At 44.6% G+C, this 20,721-nt stretch carries 20 protein-coding genes and 1 pseudogene; 1 reads left to right on the forward strand and 20 read right to left on the reverse strand.

All coding sequences use genetic code 11. The features are described from left to right. Window positions 1-149: 149 nt before the first annotated feature. From secA to rfbB, 12 genes and pseudogenes are all read right to left on the reverse strand, one after another. The gene (secA, locus tag ABTV07_RS17675) at window positions 150-2,663 is read right to left on the reverse strand and encodes a preprotein translocase subunit SecA (protein ID WP_433744736.1); all 2,514 of its coding nucleotides are present in this window, start codon (window positions 2,661-2,663) and stop codon (window positions 150-152) included. A gap of 287 nt (window positions 2,664-2,950) precedes the next feature. Beyond that, the gene (locus tag ABTV07_RS17680; RefSeq protein ID WP_433744739.1) at window positions 2,951-3,991 is read right to left on the reverse strand and encodes a YecA family protein; all 1,041 of its coding nucleotides are present in this window, start codon (window positions 3,989-3,991) and stop codon (window positions 2,951-2,953) included. Window positions 3,992-4,413: 422 nt separating this feature from the next. Next, complete coding sequence (locus tag ABTV07_RS17685; RefSeq protein WP_433744740.1) at window positions 4,414-4,944, reverse strand: chromate transporter; 531 nt, start codon at window positions 4,942-4,944, stop codon at window positions 4,414-4,416. After that, a complete protein-coding gene (locus ABTV07_RS17690; protein WP_433744743.1) occupies window positions 4,941-5,501 on the reverse strand; it encodes a chromate transporter in 561 nt (186 codons plus the stop codon). The genes ABTV07_RS17685 and ABTV07_RS17690 overlap by 4 nt, the downstream gene beginning before the upstream one ends. 36 nt (window positions 5,502-5,537) lie before the next feature. Then, a complete protein-coding gene (locus ABTV07_RS17695) occupies window positions 5,538-7,148 on the reverse strand; it encodes a gamma-glutamyltransferase family protein (protein WP_433744746.1) in 1,611 nt (536 codons plus the stop codon). A gap of 181 nt (window positions 7,149-7,329) precedes the next feature. Beyond that, window positions 7,330-7,899: a ribosome hibernation-promoting factor, HPF/YfiA family gene (hpf, locus tag ABTV07_RS17700; RefSeq protein WP_433744748.1), complete on the reverse strand. Its 570-nt coding sequence runs from the start codon at window positions 7,897-7,899 to the stop codon at window positions 7,330-7,332. A 155-nt stretch (window positions 7,900-8,054) separates the two neighbouring features. Next, entirely contained in the window at window positions 8,055-10,244 is a 2,190-nt protein-coding gene (locus tag ABTV07_RS17705) for a glycosyltransferase (RefSeq protein ID WP_433744750.1), read from the reverse strand. Window positions 10,245-10,258: 14 nt separating this feature from the next. After that, window positions 10,259-11,401, reverse strand: a complete 1,143-nt coding sequence (gene rffA / locus ABTV07_RS17710; RefSeq protein ID WP_433751346.1) for a dTDP-4-amino-4,6-dideoxygalactose transaminase — start codon at window positions 11,399-11,401, stop codon at window positions 10,259-10,261. Window positions 11,402-11,416: 15 nt separating this feature from the next. Beyond that, window positions 11,417-12,146, reverse strand: a pseudogene (locus tag ABTV07_RS17715) (sugar phosphate nucleotidyltransferase). After that, the gene (locus ABTV07_RS17720) at window positions 12,143-12,850 is read right to left on the reverse strand and encodes a WbqC family protein (protein ID WP_433744753.1); all 708 of its coding nucleotides are present in this window, start codon (window positions 12,848-12,850) and stop codon (window positions 12,143-12,145) included. Before ABTV07_RS17720 ends, ABTV07_RS17715 begins: the two are co-directional and overlap by 4 nt. An 11-nt stretch (window positions 12,851-12,861) precedes the next feature. Then, complete coding sequence (locus tag ABTV07_RS17725; RefSeq protein ID WP_433744755.1) at window positions 12,862-13,425, reverse strand: DapH/DapD/GlmU-related protein; 564 nt, start codon at window positions 13,423-13,425, stop codon at window positions 12,862-12,864. Beyond that, the gene (gene rfbB, locus ABTV07_RS17730; RefSeq protein WP_433744757.1) at window positions 13,422-14,459 is read right to left on the reverse strand and encodes a dTDP-glucose 4,6-dehydratase; all 1,038 of its coding nucleotides are present in this window, start codon (window positions 14,457-14,459) and stop codon (window positions 13,422-13,424) included. Before rfbB ends, ABTV07_RS17725 begins: the two co-directional genes overlap by 4 nt. Window positions 14,460-14,654: 195 nt before the next feature. On the opposite strand from rfbB, the gene ABTV07_RS17735 reads away from it, so the two are divergent. Continuing rightward, on the forward strand, window positions 14,655-14,825 hold the full coding sequence (locus tag ABTV07_RS17735; RefSeq protein WP_433744760.1) for a hypothetical protein: 171 nt from the start codon (window positions 14,655-14,657) through the stop codon (window positions 14,823-14,825). A gap of 66 nt (window positions 14,826-14,891) precedes the next feature. On the opposite strand, the gene ABTV07_RS17740 is transcribed toward ABTV07_RS17735, so the two are convergent. The 8 genes from ABTV07_RS17740 to fliW all read right to left on the reverse strand — a co-directional run bounded on the left by ABTV07_RS17740 (window position 14,892) and on the right by fliW (window position 20,703). Beyond that, window positions 14,892-15,284 (reverse strand): hypothetical protein, encoded by a 393-nt coding sequence (locus ABTV07_RS17740; RefSeq protein ID WP_433744763.1) that lies wholly within the window; start codon window positions 15,282-15,284, stop codon window positions 14,892-14,894. A 9-nt stretch (window positions 15,285-15,293) separates the two neighbouring features. After that, window positions 15,294-15,641: a flagellar protein FliT gene (locus ABTV07_RS17745; RefSeq protein ID WP_433744766.1), complete on the reverse strand. Its 348-nt coding sequence runs from the start codon at window positions 15,639-15,641 to the stop codon at window positions 15,294-15,296. Next, the gene (gene fliS, locus ABTV07_RS17750) at window positions 15,641-16,045 is read right to left on the reverse strand and encodes a flagellar export chaperone FliS (RefSeq protein WP_433744769.1); all 405 of its coding nucleotides are present in this window, start codon (window positions 16,043-16,045) and stop codon (window positions 15,641-15,643) included. Before fliS ends, ABTV07_RS17745 begins: the two co-directional genes overlap by 1 nt. Before the next feature lie 27 nt (window positions 16,046-16,072). Then, window positions 16,073-17,641 carry a flagellar hook-associated protein 2 gene (locus tag ABTV07_RS17755; RefSeq protein ID WP_433744772.1) on the reverse strand — a complete coding sequence of 523 codons (1,569 nt, stop codon included), beginning with the start codon at window positions 17,639-17,641 and terminating at the stop codon, window positions 16,073-16,075. Between the two features lie 15 nt (window positions 17,642-17,656). After that, window positions 17,657-18,010, reverse strand: coding sequence for a flagellar protein FlaG (gene flaG, locus ABTV07_RS17760; RefSeq protein ID WP_433744775.1), 354 nt, complete (start codon window positions 18,008-18,010; stop codon window positions 17,657-17,659). A gap of 137 nt (window positions 18,011-18,147) precedes the next feature. Next, window positions 18,148-19,881 carry a flagellin gene (locus tag ABTV07_RS17765; protein ID WP_433744778.1) on the reverse strand — a complete coding sequence of 578 codons (1,734 nt, stop codon included), beginning with the start codon at window positions 19,879-19,881 and terminating at the stop codon, window positions 18,148-18,150. Between the two features lie 147 nt (window positions 19,882-20,028). After that, window positions 20,029-20,253 (reverse strand): carbon storage regulator CsrA, encoded by a 225-nt coding sequence (gene csrA / locus ABTV07_RS17770; RefSeq protein ID WP_433744781.1) that lies wholly within the window; start codon window positions 20,251-20,253, stop codon window positions 20,029-20,031. A gap of 6 nt (window positions 20,254-20,259) precedes the next feature. After that, on the reverse strand, window positions 20,260-20,703 hold the full coding sequence (gene fliW, locus ABTV07_RS17775) for a flagellar assembly protein FliW (protein WP_433744784.1): 444 nt from the start codon (window positions 20,701-20,703) through the stop codon (window positions 20,260-20,262). Window positions 20,704-20,721 lie beyond the last annotated feature (18 nt).

A 20,721-nucleotide genomic window follows, 5' to 3' on the forward strand; every position in this document is an offset into this window, starting at 1 on the left:
GATCACCTCTAAATATATTTAACCGATGCCGTGCCTCAGTGTGTTTCTTTCGCATCAAAAAGTGAAGGAGAACAAATTCTCCTTCACCCTCTTTCAAAGTATACTATGCCGGCTGGCAGTCCGCAAACCGGGCTTGACAGGAAAATCGATTAAGACAATTTTCCGTGGCAGTTTTTATATTTCTTGCCGCTTCCGCAAGGGCAAGGTTCGTTGCGTCCTACTTCTTCCTGTTTCTTCACAGGCTTCTTCTTCACTTCGCCGCCGTCTTCTTTCGGATTGACCGCTTGTCCTTTTGCTACCTCCTGGCGCTCAAGGTTGTTGCGGATTTCCGCTTTCATGACGTATTTCGCAGCATCTTCTTCGATCGCTTCGATCATGCTTTCAAACATTGCGAAGCCTTCACTTTGATATTCACGAAGCGGATCGATTTGACCATATGCACGAAGGTGGATACCTTGGCGAAGCTGCTCCATTGCATCGATGTGGTCGATCCATTTCGTATCAACCGCACGAAGAAGGATGACTTTTTGGAACTCGATCATCTGCTCCTCGCTCAAGAGCTCTTCCTTCTCATCATAGCGCTCCGTTACTTTCGCAAAGATAAGCTCGGACATTTCTTCCGGATCTTTTCCACGAAGGTCAGCAACTGTTACATCGCCTTCATGCAGAAGGTTGGCATTGATATAGTCAACAAGACCTTGAAGGTTCCAGTTTTCTTCATCTTCAGCAAGAGAAGCGTGGGAATCCACTGCACGTCCGATGACCGCTTTGATCATATTTTCCACAATCACGCGCAAGTCTTCTGCTTCAAGCACTTCATTACGCTGTTTGTAGATGATTTCACGCTGCTGGCGAAGGACATCGTCGTATTGAAGAAGCTGTTTACGAGCATCGAAGTTGTTTCCTTCCACTCGCTTCTGAGCAGATTCGACCGCACGGGAAACCATTTTGCTTTGGATCGGCTGGGAATCATCCATTCCAAGTCGCTCCATCATGGTTTTCATATTGTCGGAGCCGAAACGTCTCATCAATTCATCTTCCATGGATAGGTAGAATTGAGTGACACCAGGGTCTCCTTGACGTCCGGAACGTCCGCGGAGCTGGTTATCGATACGGCGGGATTCATGTCGCTCAGTACCGACGACAGCAAGTCCGCCAAGTTCTTTCACGCCTTCTCCAAGCTTGATATCCGTACCGCGTCCTGCCATGTTCGTTGCGATGGTTACCGCACCCGGCTGGCCGGCATCAAGGATGATTTCCGCTTCACGACCATGATTTTTCGCATTCAGGACATTGTGGCGTACGCCTTTTTTCGTCAAAAGCTTGGAAATGAGCTCGGACGTTTCAATGGCAACCGTACCAACAAGGACCGGCTGGCCTTTTTTATGTCTCTCAGCAATTTCCTCCACAACCGCACGGAACTTTCCTTCCATGCTGGCGAAAATCAAGTCGGGACGGTCATCACGTGCAATCGGACGGTTCGTGGGAATGACTACAACGCGCATGTTGTAGATATTGCGGAATTCCTCTTCTTCCGTCTTCGCTGTACCTGTCATACCTGAAAGCTTTTCGTACATGCGGAAGTAGTTCTGGAATGTGATGGTCGCCATCGTCATGCTTTCGTTCTGAACCTCAAGGCCTTCCTTCGCTTCAATCGCTTGGTGAAGCCCGTCGCTGTAGCGGCGCCCTTTCATCAGACGGCCCGTAAATTGGTCAACGATGATGATTTCGCCTTCCTGAACCACATAATCGACATCCAGGTGCATGCTGACATGCGCTTTCAATGCCTGATTGATGTGATGGTTCAAAGTAACATGCGTAATGTCAAACAAGTTATCGATTCCGAAAGCGCGCTCTGATTTGTTGATTCCTTCCTCAGTCAGCTGAACGCCTTTCGTTTTTTCATCATATGTGTAGTCATCTTCTTTTTTCAACGTGCGAACAAACGCATTCGCTTGGATATAAAGCTGAGTCGATTTGGCCGCCTGCCCTGAAATGATCAATGGCGTACGCGCTTCATCGATCAAAATGGAGTCGACTTCATCGATTACGGCAAAATGCAGCGGGCGCTGAACCATCTGCTCTTTATAAAGAACCATGTTGTCGCGCAGATAATCGAAGCCGAACTCATTGTTCGTACCATAAGTGATATCCGCATTATAAGCCTGCTGCTTTTCTTCCTTGGACATGCTGTTCAAGTTCAAGCCGACAGTCAAACCTAGAAATTCGTATAATTGACCCATTTCTGCTGCGTCACGGCTTGCCAAGTATTCATTGACTGTGATGACGTGGACGCCTTTCCCGGAAAGGGCATTGAGATAAACAGGCATCGTTGCCGTCAATGTTTTACCTTCCCCGGTCTTCATCTCGGAGATATTCCCTTCATGAAGGGAGATACCACCCATCAACTGAACCTTGTAAGGGTAGAGGCCAAGCACACGGCGGGAACCTTCGCGGACAACTGCGAATGCTTCCACAAGCAAGTCATCCAAGGACTCGCCTTTTTGATAGCGCTGCTGAAATTCTTCCGTTTTCTCACGGAGCTGATCATCTGACAGCTTTTCCATTTCCGGACCAAGCGCATCAATTTGATCAGCCAATTTCTCAAGACGTTTCAGCGTTCTTTTGTTATCGTCGAAAACTTTATTTAAAATACCAAGCATCTATAACGCTCCTTTATCAAGTGGGCGGACAAAATATCCACCTCATCGTTGTAAAAAGTGAATGGTTTTTCATCTCTAACATTAATTCTCGAAAAAAAGCTATAATCCTCTAAAAATATCCTGAAAATCGCGAGAAAAAAGCATCCCGCTTCTCCAGAGGACGATAGATGTGCCTCCTTTAATCTTACCACTACTAAGGAGTGAGGACAACTTTCACCGGGAGAAGCTGTCATGACGGCAAAAGAAAAACCAGCCCTGAATCGTAGGCTGGTTTCCAATGGCTATTATTAAAATTCAAATCCAACTTCATCAAGCACTGCTGCGATTTCTTTGGATCGCTTGGAAATGCTTCCTGGGGACGTTTCGAAAATTTCCGCAATCAATTTTTGAGAACGTTTTTCCAGACCGAAATTCTGCTGGGAAAGCAGGTAGTAAATCGCTCCTACATAAATATTCGGATTCTGGATCTTCGGATTGGCGTTATCGCAGTAGATTTCCCAAACAGCAAGACCTGCAGGCACTGCCATATCATCCGGCTTTACCTCAAGATTGTCCAAGTAAGCTTCTAATTCATACGCTACTTCCTCTTGTTCCGGTGTCAGTTTTACAAGACGGTCGCCTTCTTCATTCTTGATTTTCTGGAAGGCTTCTGCCACTTTCATGAAGTTTTTCTTCAAATATTCTTGTTCGTCCTTCTCGCCGGAGTTGGCAAAATCCTCAGCAACCCATGCTTTTTGTGCTTCAGCAAGGTGCACCGGGAAATCGTGGTCGATGCCAAAGAACAATTTGCCGATCTTAATTCCGATGACCATTTGCCCTTTAGTATGATCCACATCGAATTGATGCTCAGGCTCGATGATAGAATACGTTTCACCAGTGAGCGCATCTGCCACTTCAAGATTTTCACCCATGCCATGAGAAACCGTTCCCACGACAATGGTGTAATCCTTCCATGATTCAAAAACATCCTTGGTGCGCTGCCTTTGAACAGTCGGCAAGCGGCGATCGATGAACTCTTCCGCTACAGTCTTCCCATCCTGTGCTTCCTGGGTAAAGATGTACCAATGATAAACTTGGTCCATGATCGAAAATGGCTCATTTTCAAACTCAGCTAGATGAGGGAAATTGGCTTTCTCATATAAAAAGAAACGGTTAAATGAAGTCAGGTAATACTGAACGAAATGTTCAATAAGCTCCTCTTCAAGACCGATCAATTCTTCATTCACCAGCGACTCGATGGAAATCGCATTATTCTTCTCACAGCATTTCTTATATTTTTTTCCGCTTCCACACGGACATGGTTCGTTACGTCCTACAGTTACTGTCATTTCAAATTTCACTCCTGTTGTATATAGCACTTGTCTCTGATAATCCCAATCTATTGTATAGGAAATGATAGATTCCAATCAAATGGAAGCTTCTTCCGCGGGTGAATGGCGGCTCAGCGACCTCGGCAAAAATCGGGGCGTGACAGTCACGCCCCATTTTTTGTCGAATTAAAAGGAGTTGGTCGTTTCCATTTTATTGGTAGTTGAGCGGTTGCCGAGGAAAGTTGAGGGGTTAACCTTAAATGTTCTGGGGTTGGCGCCGAAAGTTGCGGGGTTAACCGCGAAAGTGCGGCAGTCCAGCCCAAAAGTTGAGAGCAAACCGTCGCGTCCCTCCCACTTAGTAACACTCCAAGTGACAGGCACCACCCGAATCTCCTCGGTTTTTGTCGAATCAAACAAAAAAAGCCCGCCATCCGGCGAGCTCATCCTAAAAATACGGCACCATATACGAGTGCAGCCCCGATGACATAGGCGGGGTGCACTTTCCATTTCTGCAGAAGCAGAAAGCTGACTACGACAATCGCAAGCGTCTGCAGCCAGCCGATCCCGTGATAGGAATCTTTGAAAAAATCATAGGCCATGATGCCAAGCAGCACAGCAATCGCCGGCCTTACTAGATTGGTCAGCAATTTGACTTTCGGTGAATTTTTGAATTTCATCAGTAGTGCCAACAACGCGATCATCAAAATCAACGATGGCGCAATAGTGGCAAACACGCCGACAAATGCACCGAAGACGCCGCCCACTTGATAGCCTATGTACCCGGACATCTTTGTGGCGATGGGACCCGGAAGTGCATTCCCGAGTGCGAGCACTTCACTGAATTCATTGACGGAAAGCCAGTGATAGCGGTCGACGACTTCATTTTCCACAAGCGGAATCGAAGCCGGACCGCCGCCGTAGCCCAATACTCCGGGAATAAAGAAGGCAAGGAAGATCTTCCAATAAATCATGAAGCCTTCACCTTCCTTTCTTTACGCTTCCCAGGTGATAAAAGCGCACCAGCAATCAGTATCCCGATCAAGATTGCCGGATGAATGCCAATAAGTTCAAGCACCACAAAGCTGATGACAAGAAGGGCAATTCCCCAAACTTTGCCCAGCCCCGAAGTCGATTTCGCGATAAAATCCCATGTCATGACGGCAAGCATCACGCCCACTACAGGGACAACCGCTTTTGACATCCCCTGCACCCACGGCTTTTCGCGGTAGGCATTCAGGACTGTCAGCAGCAGGATCATCAAAATGATCGTCGGGACAATTGTAGCCAAAACGGAAACAATCATTCCAAGCCACCCGCTTACCCTCCAGCCTATATAGCCGGCAAGTTTTGTCGCAATCGGACCTGGCAGCGCGTTGCCGAGCGCCAATACATCTGAAAAATCGTCGTCGCTCATCCATTTATATTTCTCGACCACTTCTTTATGGACGAGCGGAATGGCGGAAGGACCGCCTCCGTATCCTAAAATCCCCACCCTGAAAAAGGCGAGGAACAAGTTCCAAAGCTTCACATTGCCTCATTCCTCTATGCTTAATTTCCTTCTATTTTACCATGCCGCAATGGCGCCGTCTGTCCTTGACTCCGTTCCGCCGATCAGGACGCCCGTTTTCTCGTCGCGCCAGATGATCTGCCCGCGTCCGAAGCTGCCGGTATCTGTGGCAACTTGGATCTGATGGCCTTTCCGTGCAAGCCCCTGAGCCAGATGATTCGGAAAATGCGGTTCAACGAGAATTTTCTTCCCTTCCATCCACTGCCAGCGGGGTGCATCGAGTGCTGCCTGCGGATTCAAATGGAAATCCACCGTGTTCATGACGACCTGGAAATGTCCCTGCGGCTGCATATATCCGCCCATGACGCCAAAGGGCCCGACAGCTTTTCCATCCTTGGTCAAAAATCCCGGTATAATAGTATGGTATGTTCGCTTCCCTGGCTTTAATGCATTCGGATGCGATTCGTCTAACGAAAAATCAGCCCCGCGGTTTTGCAGCGAAATCCCTGTTCCCGGAATGACGATCCCCGACCCGAATCCCATGTAATTGCTTTGAATATAAGAAATCATATTGCCGTCTCCATCCGCAGCAGCCAAGTAGACCGTTCCGCCTTTTGGAGGCGTATAAGGATCCGGGAGAATTGCCTCATCCCCGATCAATGACCGCCTCGCATCACCGTAGGCCTCCGACAGCAATTCCTCCACCGCCGTCGTCATGTGTTTAATATCCGTCACATGAGCCTTTCCATCTGTGAAGGCAAGCTTCATCGCCTCAATTTGTTTATGGTATGTATCAATGCTGTCTTTCTCCTTAAAATCAATCCCCTTTGCGATGTTCAGTGCCATAAGGGCAATGATCCCCTGACCATTCGGCGGGATTTCCCAAACATCATATCCTTTATAATTGACGGAAATCGGGTCAACCCACTCAGGTTCAAAGCTGGCAAGATCCTCTTTGGTCAAAAATCCATCGTGCTCGCGCATATAGGAATCTATTTTTTCCGCCAGCTCTCCTTTGTAAAAGCTCTCTCCATTCGTTTCTGCAATGGACCTTAATGTCGCCGCATGTCCTGGCGATTTCCACACTTCACCGATTTTCGGCGCCCTTCCTTCCGGCGCAAATGTATCGAACCATGCCTTGTATTCTTCCCCTTTGAAAATTTCCTTGAAGCGTCTGAAAGCATAATCCCAATACTTCCCGAGAATTGGGGAAATCGGATATCCTTCCTCCGCATAGCGGATCGCGGGCTGCAATACTTCTGTCAACTGCAGCTTTCCAAATTTCTTGGAGAGCTCTCCCCAAGCAGCAGGCACACCAGGAATCGTAATGGGAATCATCCCATGGACCGGCATTTTATCGTGCCCCTTTGCTTTCACCGCATCAATGGAAATGGACGACGGAGCCTGTCCGCTGGCGTTCAATCCATGCAGTTTATCTTTCATCCACACAAGGGCAAAAGCGTCTCCGCCGATGCCGTTCGATGTTGGTTCGACCACCGTTAAGGCAGCTGCCGTCGCCATCGCGGCATCCACCGCATTTCCGCCTTTTTGCAGGATTTCCAACCCCGCCTGAGCCGCTAATGGCTGAGAAGTAGCGACCATCCCTTTCTTCGCAAAAACCGTATTCCGCTGGGACGGGTACGGATGATATAAAAAGTCCAGATTCATATGTATGTACTCCCCTTTTTAATACTTCGATTATCGAAATAACAACTTGTCTACCATTATAGTAATAATAGTAGGAATTTTTCAATAATTAAATAGATAGAGAGGGAAAAATGCGTTTTGCATTTCCTTCCGCAACTCAAAAAGGCATCATCCCCAAGCGGAGATGACGCCTTTTCATTTATTAATATGTTGTTTCAATCAAACCGTATTTGCCGTCGCGGCGCTTGTAGACGATGTTAGTAGCGTTGGATTCTGCATCTGTGTAGATGAAGAAGCTATGGCCAAGCAGATTCATTTGAAGGACGGCTTCTTCTGAGTCCATCGGCTTCAAATCGAATTGCTTCGTGCGGACGATTTCCATGTCCTGATCGTCTTCTTTTTTCTCTGTAACCGCTCCGGTTGAAGGATCATCCAAGGAAGCGAAGAATTCGCCTGGGCTTCCTTTTTCACGGAATTTGCGGTTTACTTTTGTTTTATGTTTTCGAATTTGACGCTCTAATTTATCAACGATAAGGTCAATTCCGGCATACATGTCAGCATTGTGCTCCTCCGCGCGAAGGACGAGATGCGGCATCGGAATCGTTACCTCTACTTTAGCCGTTTTGTCCTGATAAACTTTCAAGTTTACGTGTACGTTCGCATCTGGAGTATCATTGAAGTAGCGCTCAAGCTTTCCTACCTTCTTTTCCAAGTACTCGCGGATTGCTGGAGTAACCTCAATGTTTTCGCCTCGAATGTTGTAAGTTAGCATATGTGGAATCCTCCTTTAATTAAAGCTTGTATATAGTATTCGATTTTCCCCGGAATATTCCTGCTTAAACTTTCTAAAAATTTTGTCAAATTTAAAAACTTCCCGTCAAACCTTGTCGGAACAAGGGGTCTACAGACCTATTTGCATGCAGAAAATTATTTTCCCCTGTCGGTCGACAGGCTATCAAAGGAAGTTTTCGCCATTTCAAACCCTCTCGTAATGTCATCCACTGCCCGGCTGAAATCAAAAAATTTCTGGATTGCTTCTTTCATCGCTAATCCTTTCTTCATTCGATATTCATGATCGCTGCACAACTTATGAAGTTCAACCGAAAATTCCTCATTTTCCACAGCATCATTTCCAACATAAAACGCTGCATCCGCACTGCTCTTCAATGTAAGCACTGGAATTCCGGCATCCATCGCCATGGCCGCACTGATTCCTCCACCTTTGCGGAAGGGATTCACATACACATCGCATAATTGATAAAAAGCAGGCAAATCCGCATGGTAGTCGATAAAAGTAATCCGTCCAGCGTCAATTAAGTCTGAACAATTATCATAAATAAGCGAAAATCCACCTTTTCCAATCACACACCATTTTACGGAAGCGTTATCCTTTAAGCACCCCTTCATTATCTCCACAAAATCCAATGACAGATCGGCATCGAGCCTGTTCCCAACGGTCACCAAAACGATATCTTCTTCGGCAAAACCATATGCGGCTCGCGACTCTGTTTTCTCTGCTTTCTTCAACTCAATTCCATGATGAATCGGCAGATAGGTCCTGCTTCCCCCTCCGAATTCGTTCCATTCCTTTTCAATCGTTTCTCCATCCAGCCCTCCTGAAAAAACGTGCGCAAACGGAAGCGCCTCCGCGCCGCCAAGGGATGTGGAGAAAATAGGATAATGCGGAAATAGCATGGCCCCCCCTAAGCTGAAATTCGCTCCGATTGACCAAATCACTTCCGGTCCCTCGTTCTCGAAAAAAGCCAAGTCCCTTTTGAGCCGTTCCAGCCTCGGCAATGAAGAATCCGAATAAATAAGCTCAATCCCGCTGCCGTCCAGCAGTTCAAGATGGATGTCCTTAAATCGGCTTGATGCGGCCGCAGAAAAGGCATTCGAAAACATCACCTCTCCTGGACTATAGACAAAGGTATCATCCACAAATATTTTCACTTCTAAATCTGGATGAGCCAGTTTCAATTGCTTGGCATAGTTCAGCACGACACCAGTAGGCGCATGCTGTTGGGTAAGAAGCTGCCCGGCGATGATCACAACTTTCCCTTTTTTCTTCTCACCGGATGCAACCCTTACATGTTCTTGGTAAAATTCCACAATCCGCGCCATGACGCTGGTTTGATCTTGATAAATCCCCTTATATTTTTGAAGACCATGGTAACTGACAAACCCAAGAGTTGAAGCAAGGAGAGGATAGTGAAAAGCTATGTAGGACCGGTCCTCAAGAAGCGTCTGAAGAATGAGTTGAAGAAGTCCCTCTTCTTTTTTCAGCGCAAGGCTCGCCGTCAGCAGATTCACTTTCTCCGGAAAGGAATCCTTGCCCCACTCTATATAGTTCTGAATTTGCTCGAAAATCTTTTCTTTTAAAGGAGAATCACGGTGGAGATGAAAAAGTGAGGTCGCTGCCTTCCCTTTGATGTCTGCGGGAATGCTCATTTTTAGAACAGCCCGGATTAAGTAGACCGTCCACTGCGGGGCAGCAGCTGCGGCTTGAAAAAAGTCCTGATCAAAAGCGAACGGCTTCGATGCCACTGGATCGATCGAAACGGTTTCCACCTGCTCCCCTTCCCCTTTAAAAGAAAACGTCCGATTGCCTAATTTGTATTCCTTGCTTGGGGATTGGTCGGATATCGGAGCATCCCAGTCAAAATCCTCCATCCTTGTAAAATAGACAAACCGATGATGAAGGAACAGCAGAGGAAATAGCAAATCAGCTTGTTCAAAACCCATTTGGACGTAGATTTTCCCATGCAGCGTCTCCTTTTCGATTCCGTTCAGATTGGACAATGATTTCACCGGCTCGCTGCTGAAAGAATCCTTCTCATCCCGGGATGGGAGGTAAATGAAATCATCCATTTGCCCGTTATAGGCGCGGTAGCTGCTGAAAAGAAGGCTGCGGTGATTTGAGAGGAGGCAGAGTCTACTTATAGAAGGTTGCTTTTTCAGAATGGTTTGAATGGTGGCCCCCAATGAAAAGATGGTGAGATTCTTCATGGAGACATGACGGATTTCAAAGCCACGCTTTTTAAATTCACGGCAGAGTTCCGCCACCCTTGCATCCTTAGCCCCTTCTTTTTTCACGACAAGAAGCACTTGATTGCTCATCCTTTTACACCCCATTACTTTTCATAGAACGTACGGATTCCTTTCACAACCTGTTCAATATCACTTTGCTTCAATCCATAATACAAAGGCAGCCGGAGGAGACGCTCACTTTCCTTCGTAGTAAATAGATCTTCCCCATGAAAGCGCCCGACTCTCCTACCGATTTCCGTTGAGTGAAGCGGGATATAATGAAAGACGGCGCCAATTCCAGCCTTTTTCAAAAAAGCAATCAGGTCCGACCTTTCTTCAAGGTCTTTTGTCTTCAGAAAAAATAGATGCGCATTATGGCTACAGTCCTCCGGAATCTCTGCAATTTCAAGCCGCCCTTTTTCCATCATTGGCAAAAGAGCCTCCCGGTACTGCACCCAATGGCGTTTCCGCGCTTCATTCACTTTTTCCGCTTCCTCCAGCTGCACATACAAAAAAGCCGCACTCAGTTCGTTCATTAAATAGGAAGAACCGATATCGACCCATGTATATTTATCAATCTGCCCGCGGAAAAATCGGGAGCGGTTCGTGCCTTTTTCCCGGATAATTTCCGCCCGGTCGACAAGCTCACGACGGTTGATCAGCAAGGCACCGCCCTCCCCGCAATGATAGTTCTTCGTTTCATGAAAGCTGAGACATCCAATATCGCCGATGGTTCCGAGCGGCTTCCCTTTATACTCCGCCATAAGTGCCTGAGCAGCATCTTCAATGACGAGAAGCGAATGCCTGGAAGCAAGCGCCATGATGGTCTCCATCTCACAGGATACCCCTCCATAATGCACGACGACGATCGCTTTCGTCCGTTCTGTAATCGCCTTTTCAATCAAGGCAGCATCGATATTCATTGTTTGCGGTTCGATATCAACAAAAACGATTTTCGCTCCCCGCAAAACGAAAGCATTGGCCGTTGAAACAAACGTAAAGGAAGGCATAATCACTTCGTCGCCTTCCCCGATATTGGCAAGGATCGCCGCCATTTCTAGTGAATGCGTGCAGGAGGGTGTCAGCAGGGCTTTTTGGCAGCCCAGTTTCTGCTCCAGCCATTCGCTGCATTTTTTTGTAAAAGGCTGATCTCCGGAGAATTTCCCCGACGAAATGACCTGCTCTACATAAGTACGCTCTCTGCCCGTCACGAGCGGCACGTTAAAAGGGATGGCCTGCAACTTCATCACTTCCCTTTCCACTCATTCGATGATACGGTTATTCGTCTTCGTCAGAATCTTATTGGCATAACGGAACGAGGCAAATGTCCCAGCATCCGTCCAGTCACCTTCAAGGATGTTGTAGGTCAGTTCGCCCTTGTCGATATAAATGTTGTTCACAGCGGTGATTTCGTACTCGCCCCTTGCAGACGGTTCAATCCCTTCAATCAAGCGAAAAACATCAGCATCGTACATGTAAATCCCGACGACCGCGTAGCTGCTTTTCGGCTGCTTCGGTTTTTCTTCGATTTCGATCACTTTCTTTTCATCCAAAGCAGCGATGCCGTAGCGTTCGGGATCGCTCACTTTCCGGAGCAGCACTTTCGCTCCCCTTTTCTGTTGTTCATATTCCTCAACGAACGGCTTGATGCTGTGCGTTGCGATGTTATCCCCAAGGATGACGGCAATCTTGCCCCCTTCTGCAAACGCTTTGGCCAAATACAGTGCATGCGCCACGCCTTTAGCCTCTTCCTGGACCTTAAACGTGAAATCGCAGCCAAAATCCTTGCCGCTTCCGAGCAGACGGACGATTTCACCCATATGATTCATGCTTGTGATGATTAAAATTTCCTTGATGCCTGCTGATTTCAACTGCTTAATCGGATTGAAAATCATCGGTTCCTTCCCCACTGGCAGCAGATGCTTATTCGTGATTTTCGTCAGGGGATACAGCCTCGTGCCCGTCCCCCCCGGCCAGAATGACGCCTTTCATTCCTTCACCCCAATTTCCCGCCATCCCCAAATGAAGTACGATGCATCCGGTCCTGTGTGGAAAAGCAAATCTACTATGGAGACCCCATGTGCAAATGGAGGATAACTTTGTGGATAAGCAGGATAGCCTTCGTAATTTTTATACACAATCTTGATCCCTTCCTGTGTAAAACCGTCATCATTAAGGTACGACATGGCAGCTGGCCCTGAGAGATAGCTGTCAGCCCCAAGATTTTTTAATATGCCGATCAATTTATCCTGCTTCTTCCCTTCTGCCGCCACCTGACGTGAATCGATGAATTCTGTTTTGCATTGCAAGAAGTTTGTGGATATGTGGGCAATCAAAAATTGGTTGATTTCTGATAGCGATGACCACGTTCTTTCCATATAGACATGCTCAAAAAAATCCTCATACAAGCGAAAAAAAGGAGCCTTCCCATAGCTGTTCTTCAAAGCATCCCAATGCTTCTTCTGCCACCTGCTATCCGTCAGCTCCACTTCATTGATATTGCGGTGAATATGCTGCCCCACCGGGATGCTCAGCCACTTCACGCCATTCGGGGTCTTGATTTGATTGCGGTTCCGCCAATCGTTCTTCGTAAACTGGACATCATCCAAAAACACAAACACGTCCACGTCATGGATAATGTCAAAGTAGCCTTTCCATGGGATGTAATTCGACTGGATGATCGCCGCTTTCTTCATTAAGATACCTCCTATACAAACACACTCCCGGCTTTCACAAAGCTCTCCGGAGGCACAATTCGGTGGTCAGCCACAACCGATCCGGCACCCACAAAACAGTTCCTCCCGATGATGCAGTGGCCGCAGATCGTGGCGTTCGGGGAAATGAACGTGTTGCCCTCCACTACAGAGTCATGGTTCACGACAACACCTGGCCAAACGACAGCCCCTTCTCCAATCCGCGTCCGCATATCAATGACAGCATTGTTCATGATGATCGCGCCGTCTTCAATTGTGGCAGTCGAACACACATAAGCCTTTGGATGAATAAGGGCAGCAAGCGTATAGCCATATTCCTTCACCCGCTCCAACACTTTCGAGCGGGCTTTCAAGTTTCCGTATCCAATGGCCATAGCGACTTCATATTCTTCTGGTGAATGAGATTCTTTCACTTTGGAAAAATCCCCAAGCACCCCATCTCCCGGGTGGATATCGTCAATGAACCCTGCAATGGTGTAGCCGGAATCGAGTGCAATCTGACGGACGGTCCAACCAAAATCCTGTGACCCATAAATAAGCAGCTTCTTCTTTTTCACGAATCGATCTCCCTTTCGTCTTCATACTTTGCCAAGTACCAATCTATGGTTGTTTTCATCGCTTCCTTAAAGGAAAAGCGCGGTTTCCAATTTAATTCTGTCGAGGCTTTAGATGCATCCATTCCGTAGCGGAAATCGTGTCCCGGACGGTCATCTGTGAAAGTAATGAGCTCCTTGTAATCTTTCAACTTTTTGCTCGGCTTGAGTTCATTAAGCTGATCGCAAATATAGCGGGTCAACTCGATATTTTCCCATTCGTTGGTTGCTCCAATATTGTAGACTTCCCCCGGTCTTCCTTTGTGGAAAACGAGGTCGATTGCATGGCAGTGATCACGGACATACAGCCAATCGCGGATCTGCTTTCCTTCCCCGTAAATCGGGATCGGCTGGTGGTTGATCGCTCTGTGGATAATGGTGGGAATCAATTTTTCCTGATGCTGATGTGGCCCGAAATTATTGCTGCATCTAGTAGTAAGCGTCTGAAGTCCATACGTTTTATGGTATGCCCGGACCAGGTTGTCGCTCGCAGCTTTTGATGCTGAATACGGTGAATTTGGTTTGATAAGTGTTTCCTCTGTGAATACCGGTTCATCTAACTGGAGACTGCCGTAAACTTCATCTGTTGATATGTGGACAAAACGAGCTTCATGAAGTCGATTTTGACTGATCCAAAGATGGCGGGCAGCTTCAAGCAAATGAAAAGTCCCGTTAATATTGGATGAAATAAAGGCTTCGGGAGATTTAATGGACTGATCGACATGAGACTCAGCTGCAAAATGAAAAATATGGTCTGGTTCGTATTGCTTCAGTAAGCTGTGGATTTTCTCCTTATCCGCCAAATCCGCATGCAAAAACGTATAGGAACCTGGGGATAACCCTTTCACATAGTCCAAATTGGAAGCATAACCGAGCTTATCAACATTCAAAATGTGATCATGTGGATAGTGCGCATGCCAATGGTGGATAAAATGAGATCCGATGAATCCCGCTCCGCCGGTCACGAGGATCGTGCGAGATTGTTTCGATTGTTCCATAATGGCTCCGCCTCTTCACGAATGGATTTCGTTCTATCGCTACCTTATTCGCATAGAACTTGGGATATGTCAGCGGCTGGTGGGCAAAAGGAAAATTACATGAAACGCTACGAAGCAGAGGGACGGTTCTCCTGCTTCCAAATACAGAACGAAAAACGAGGAATACCATCTTTTTAAAGGAAAAAGGAATTTTTCATGAAACGATTTAAGTATTCAATCGTAGATATAAGCTATGAAAGGTGTGTGGATGAAATGGGGACAATCGGATTTGTATTTGCGATTGTGGCGATGACATTTGCCATGAATGCGGAATCGAAGGTGAAGAAGTTGGAGAAGCGTGTGAAAGAGTTGGAGGAACGGAATTAGGCAGTTGGGGGAAGATTTTTCTGTTTCAAAATGTAAAAAGCACGGGAACCATCTCCCGTGCTTCTTTCATACTGAGATATAGGCTTTGAGTTTGGATAGCATATCACTACTCCAAATGCGGTAAGCTGGAGCGACGCCATTCGTAATGATATCTGAGCGTAAAGTGAGGTCATCCATTTTTCCTTCAAGGGGCTCTAACTGATTCAATACATTTGAAAAAGATTGAATTCCTGAGGCCACTTCTTTGTCATCTTGAAATAAAACTTCCAGTGAGACATGGCTTTGCGCTATTTGAACGAACGCCTGAATTACATCGTTCAGGACGACGTCTCCCTCGGTTTTCTCTAAATCAGAGAAACTTGCAACTACATAATCCAAAGCTTCGCTTACCGTTTCAATCAATCCTGCATATTGTTTGCAGAATTCCAATTGTTCTTCTGTTAATTCTAGCGTTTTCATGTTGTCCACCTAATTTCGTTTATCGTAAAACATGCCGTCAAAATTCATGTTCTCGTATGGATTCGTATAGCGCTTAGCGGTTGTTTTTTTCTTTTCCAAACCGTTGATATCTTTATTAATCAAACGTTTGATTAATAAAAGTTTTTCACTGATCGCTTCGTTCCAGACGAGCATTTGCTTTCCCATCTTCTCCTCTTCTGGAGAAAACGGTGGAACAACTTCAGGAAGCAGAGATTCACGCTCTAGCAGCAGCTTCTCCACTTCAGCAATGGTTTCCTCACGACTTGCATCAAGGTCTTTCTGAGTTAAATCATAAAGTTTTTTTGTTACAGCAAAACACTGAAGGACGGCACTCATTACACTTGGCCGCCCTGTCCAGCATGCACCTGCTGACGATTCAATTGGATTACCTGTTTCCACGTGTCTCGGAACTCTGTGACCATACCTTCTACTTCTTCCAAGATAGCTATGTCGCTGTTTACGTTCGCTTCTATCAAACGGCGATTCATATAATCATAGAGAGCCATCATATTTTTAGAGACTGCCAGATCCATATTCAACGTCACCATTAATTCCTGGACGATCTTTTGCGCTTTCAAAATACTCGTGTTACGTGCTTCAATATTTTTTGCGGCAATAGCTTGTTTGGCCTGGTTGATGAACTTTAAGCAGCCGTTGTATAACATGAGTGTCAGCTCTCCAGGGGACGCCGTGCTCACGGAATTATTTTGATATGTCTGATATGGGTTATTGATAGCCATCATTGCACTCCTTCTGTATTACCCAAATTACTGTCCACCACCGAACTGCTGCATCAAGTAAGTAGCCTGCTGGTTCGATTTCTGAATCGCCTGTTCCATAGCAGTGAACTGTCGGTAGTAGCGGTCTTCCACTTGTGAAAGGCGATCATTGAAACGGTCAATTTGATCATTTAAACTGTTCAAATCTCGTCCAATTGTAAAGGTATTATTTGTACTGGAAGCCTTCCCAGCTTTTTGTTCAATTCCATCCATGGTTTTTTGAATGGTATCACGAAGTCTGCGTGCGATTCCTTTTTCTGCTGTCGTTGTACCATCTTTTGCAAATAACTGATAAATGCCATTAGGATCACTTGAAATAGCCTCTTTCAGTTTATCGGGATCAATAATCAATTTCCCTTTATCCATAAAATTGCTGGAGGTTGTGATCCCGATTTTTGCTAGCTGATCAAAACCAGTTATTCCGCTGACAGGAGAGTAAAAATCATTACGCATTTGGTTTAACCCGCTGGAAAGAACAGAGTCTCCTCTTAGCGTTCCGCTTTTAGCCTTCTCATCCCATAGTTCTGCTTCTTTATCAGACATTGCTTCTCTTTGTTCAGAAGTAAGCGGCTTATAGTCACGGTAGCGCTTTTCATCCAGTTGTCCGTTCACATTTTCAATCAGCTTGTTGTATTCGTCAACAAACTTTGTAATTGAGTCGAGTATTTTATCCACATCTGGTGAAGAGGAAAATGTTGTAGAGGCTTTTTCCTTTTTTAATGTAAACTCTACTCCATTTATCGTGAAAGTATTTGTTGATCTTGTGGTCGGCAATCCATTATAAGTAAAGGAAGCATCTTTGCCAGCTTGACCATAACTAACCAATTTGGCATCCTGCTTTCCACTAGCAACATCATTATCCGAATCCAAATGCAAAAATCCTGATAGAAATGAGTCTGCTGAATCAGTTAATTTGATTTCCGCCACATTTGCACCACTGGAAGGGTCTTTAGCATTTCCTGTATTTTTCGCTGTAACTGCCACACTCTGAGTAGCGCTATCATAAAACATATTTACGTCAAATTGCTTGTTTATTTTTTCTAAAACACTATTCAAAGACTCTTCATTTGGATCAAAAACGAGGTTTAAACTTGCTGTATCCAATTTACCATCCTTATTAATAGCATCTATCTTAATAGTCTGTTTTGATGTAAAACCATACTCTGAAAGTTTTTTGGTTGGATCAATCGGCTTATTTGCTGAATCTTGAATCAGTGCATTGCTCCGCATAGTTGCTGCACCAGCCAAGGTGTCTACATATAACGTTCCGGAAAAGTCACTTGTAGAACTTAAATTACGAATGGATGCAACACTATCATTAGAAGTATTTATTGTTTTTTGTATATATGTACTTTGCTTCATAACTCCATCAAAAATTAGATTATTAAAATCAAAAAGAGACTTATTTACTTCCCGGTAATCATCACGTTGCCATTCCATATACTGTTTCTTTTGATTCATTTTATCAAGCGGCATTTTTTCAGCTTTCATCAAATCTTTAACCATTTGATCAATATCCATTCCGCTTGCTAATCCGCTGATTCGCATTGTACTCATGTGAAAACAGCTCCTTTATATCTTTTTATCTACCATCAACCCAAGAAATTCCGTCATAGCTGCATACATATCCAGCATTTTTTTAGCTGGAATCTCCTTGACCACTTCCTGTGTCTTGTCATCTACAATCGTTACATAGTACTCTTTTAATTTATCGTGAAACTCGAACTTTAAATGCGTGTTGGAAGCCGCGACAAAGTCGTTCATACTATTTGTGATCTTTTCCAGCTTCTCTTTCGTGACTTGCTGTTTCTCTTCTTGCTTTTGTGATTGAACTAGTTCGGATGACTTGGATTCTGTAGGCTCTTTTTGAACTGTTCCTGAATTAGTTAATAAAGTAGGCGTTTGCCCTTGCACCCGTTCAATCATAGTAATAATTCTCCTTTATTCAATTGTTCTATTAACTATATCGGATAATTATTGGAAGAGTTAAGGGGAGAAATAGTAGAAGTTTAAAAGAAAAAAGAGAATTCCAATATGAAATGGAATCCTCTTTCTTTGAAAAATTAACGTAACAATTGAAGAACACCTTGTGGCTGTTGGTTAGCTTGAGCCAACATAGCTTGAGCAGCTTGAGAAAGAATAGAGTTTTTAGTTTGTTCCATCATTTCTTTTGCCATGTCTACGTCACGAATGCGAGACTCAGCTGCTGTTAAGTTTTCAGAAGATGTACCTAAATTGTTAATAGTATGCTCTAAACGGTTTTGGAATGCGCCAAGTTTAGAACGTTCAGAAGAAACATTGTTAATCGCATCATTGATTACAGAGATTGCGGCTGATGCTTTTGTAGAAGATGAAAGGTCAAGTGCGAATTCTACTTCAGCATTATTTGTTCCATCTGTTACATTTGCTGTTTTTACGAAAGATGCTACCTTTCCATCACTAGCAGTTACTGTCCCAGTAGCAGCTCCTGTGATATTTAAAGCAGCTGAACGCATATCATTAACATCAATGGTTAATGATTGACCAGCATTTGCTCCAATTTGGAAATTAGCGTTGAAATCACCTTTCTCTTGAACACTAAAGGAGACTGTACCTGTTGTTAATGAAGCTGGTGTATCAATAGAAAGACCACCAAATAAAACTTGATCATTTTGACTAGTATTTAAGGCATTAGTCCCAAGTGTAGTACCAGTACTATCTTTCAAGGCTGCTGTATAACCAGTTCCAACAGTAAATGAAGAAACGTTATTATTAGTCAGAGATGCGCCAAAGTCCGCACTTACCCCTGCACCTAAATCAATACTAGTATCACTTGGGTCAATTTGAACGGATGATGTGCCTGCTACAGGAGTTGACCCATCATTTTCTAATAAACTAGCTTCCCATCCGTTACCTGTAACATCGAAGGTGCCATCATTAGCAGCTGCTAATGAGGACGTTGCATTAATTGTAAAATCACCAACAGTTCCACCATTGTCCCCAATGCCAGATTGTGTGGCAATTGTATTTGTACCGGTAGAATCTTTAATTGTTACTGTCCAGTTTCCACTTGCCCCTGTAACTTCAATCTTATAGTCATCTGCAATTGCACTATTATCTGTCCCATTATAAGTTACAGAAGTTACTCCGGTACTACCAGCACTTAATCCACCTGCAGTACCATCAAATGTAGTTTTAATTTTATAGCTACCATCAGCTAAACTTGAACCAGAAGTAATATTTACTGCAGAAGCATCTCCGCCTGATAAACTTGAAGTATTTTTCCCCGAAGTTATATCAAGAGTATAGCTCCCAGAACCTAAATTGGAAGATGCATTAATTTTAAGGTCTGTTAATCCAGTTGCACCATAAGTTGTTCCAGATACGGCAGCAGGTGTACTTCCGCCTTTTAATAAACTTTGAGTATTAAATTCTGTAGTATTCCCAATTCTATTAATCTCAGAACTTAACTGATTAACTTCTTCTTGAATTTGTTTGCGGTCATCTGTAGTATTTGTATCATTTGAAGCTTGTACTGATAACTCACGCATACGTTGAAGGATACTATGTGTTTCGTTTAGAGCTCCTTCAGCGGTTTGAATCATAGAGATGCCATCTTGTGAATTACGAGCAGCTTGGTCTAACCCTCGGATTTGACCACGCATTTTTTCAGAAATTGCAAGCCCAGCAGCATCATCACCTGCTTTGTTAATACGTAATCCAGATGATAATTTTTCCATTGACTTTCCTTGTGCACTTGAAGCAGCTGTTAGCTGACGATAAGTATTAAGCGCTGCAATATTATGATTGATTCTCATTACTATTTCCTCCTTGAATGTATGGCTCACATCCTTGTGAACCGTTTGAATTTTCAGAGATTCAACGGCGGCCGTCCGTTGAATTTCCTTACATTAGTTATATCGACATGGTTCGAGAGTCTTTAATAGTTTTTGCGAAATTTTTATTTATTTTTCATTTTTTGGCAAAATGTTTAGTAGATTAGCCAGTCCAGTGGATGCCTGTTCGTTTTCCTGTCCGATTTCCAAGTAGATTTCTTTCCTATGTACTTCGACATGCTTCGGGGCATTGATGCCTATTTTCACTTGATCGCCTTTGATTCCAATCACGATGATTTCGATGTCATCCCCGATTTGGATGCTTTCCCCGTTTTTTCTCGTCAGCACTAGCATTTTTCGTCACCCCTTTGAAACTGGAAGCTGTTGAAAGATGAGTTCTCGTGTCTTATATTCTATCTGTGTAAGAATCATCTGCTTCGCTTTTTGGTTTGATAGGTTGAAGATGACCGGTGCTTGAAGGTTGGCAGTGCTATTTTCGAATGGATCCTTAACAGTCACGATTACCATAACGGCAACGTCTTTCTCATTTTGAAGAGACAGCTGTTCAAGCGTACCCTCGTCAATTTTAAAATCATAGTTTTTATCAAAGTAAAATGGATTGGTTAAAACGAATGCCAAGTCTTTATTTTCAGTGGATTGAAGGATTTGAAAAAGGGGATTGTCTTCTAATGGAAGAAGAACGAATTTCTTTTCATTCAAGAAGCCTGGGATTCCGCTCTCAAAATGCCAGATTTCTTCTGGTGCAAATTCCATTTCCCCGTGATATTTTGTGTTGATGCTCATTTCTATCATTCCTTTGCT

Origin of the sequence: Falsibacillus pallidus, assembly GCF_050990905.1 — a bacterium.
In the GTDB taxonomy this organism is placed as follows: domain Bacteria; phylum Bacillota; class Bacilli; order Bacillales; family DSM-25281; genus Falsibacillus; species Falsibacillus pallidus_A.

Bases quoted from the DNA above. Each gene is read 5' to 3' on its own strand.
- secA (WP_433744736.1), bottom strand. From the start codon at position 2,663: ATGCTTGGTATTTTAAATAAAGTTTTCGACGATAACAAAAGAACGCTG.
- ABTV07_RS17680 (WP_433744739.1), bottom strand. From the start codon at position 3,991: ATGACAGTAACTGTAGGACGTAACGAACCATGTCCGTGTGGAAGCGGA.
- ABTV07_RS17685 (WP_433744740.1), bottom strand. From the start codon at position 4,944: ATGATTTATTGGAAGATCTTCCTTGCCTTCTTTATTCCCGGAGTATTG.
- ABTV07_RS17695 (WP_433744746.1), bottom strand. From the start codon at position 7,148: ATGAATCTGGACTTTTTATATCATCCGTACCCGTCCCAGCGGAATACG.
- hpf (WP_433744748.1), bottom strand. From the start codon at position 7,899: ATGCTAACTTACAACATTCGAGGCGAAAACATTGAGGTTACTCCAGCA.
- ABTV07_RS17705 (WP_433744750.1), bottom strand. From the start codon at position 10,244: ATGAGCAATCAAGTGCTTCTTGTCGTGAAAAAAGAAGGGGCTAAGGAT.
- rffA (WP_433751346.1), bottom strand. From the start codon at position 11,401: ATGAAGTTGCAGGCCATCCCTTTTAACGTGCCGCTCGTGACGGGCAGA.
- ABTV07_RS17720 (WP_433744753.1), bottom strand. From the start codon at position 12,850: ATGAAGAAAGCGGCGATCATCCAGTCGAATTACATCCCATGGAAAGGC.
- rfbB (WP_433744757.1), bottom strand. From the start codon at position 14,459: ATGGAACAATCGAAACAATCTCGCACGATCCTCGTGACCGGCGGAGCG.
- ABTV07_RS17735 (WP_433744760.1), top strand. From the start codon at position 14,655: ATGAAACGATTTAAGTATTCAATCGTAGATATAAGCTATGAAAGGTGT.
- ABTV07_RS17740 (WP_433744763.1), bottom strand. From the start codon at position 15,284: ATGAAAACGCTAGAATTAACAGAAGAACAATTGGAATTCTGCAAACAA.
- ABTV07_RS17745 (WP_433744766.1), bottom strand. From the start codon at position 15,641: ATGAGTGCCGTCCTTCAGTGTTTTGCTGTAACAAAAAAACTTTATGAT.
- fliS (WP_433744769.1), bottom strand. From the start codon at position 16,045: ATGGCTATCAATAACCCATATCAGACATATCAAAATAATTCCGTGAGC.
- ABTV07_RS17755 (WP_433744772.1), bottom strand. From the start codon at position 17,641: ATGAGTACAATGCGAATCAGCGGATTAGCAAGCGGAATGGATATTGAT.
- flaG (WP_433744775.1), bottom strand. From the start codon at position 18,010: ATGATTGAACGGGTGCAAGGGCAAACGCCTACTTTATTAACTAATTCA.
- ABTV07_RS17765 (WP_433744778.1), bottom strand. From the start codon at position 19,881: ATGAGAATCAATCATAATATTGCAGCGCTTAATACTTATCGTCAGCTA.
- csrA (WP_433744781.1), bottom strand. From the start codon at position 20,253: ATGCTAGTGCTGACGAGAAAAAACGGGGAAAGCATCCAAATCGGGGAT.
- fliW (WP_433744784.1), bottom strand. From the start codon at position 20,703: ATGAGCATCAACACAAAATATCACGGGGAAATGGAATTTGCACCAGAA.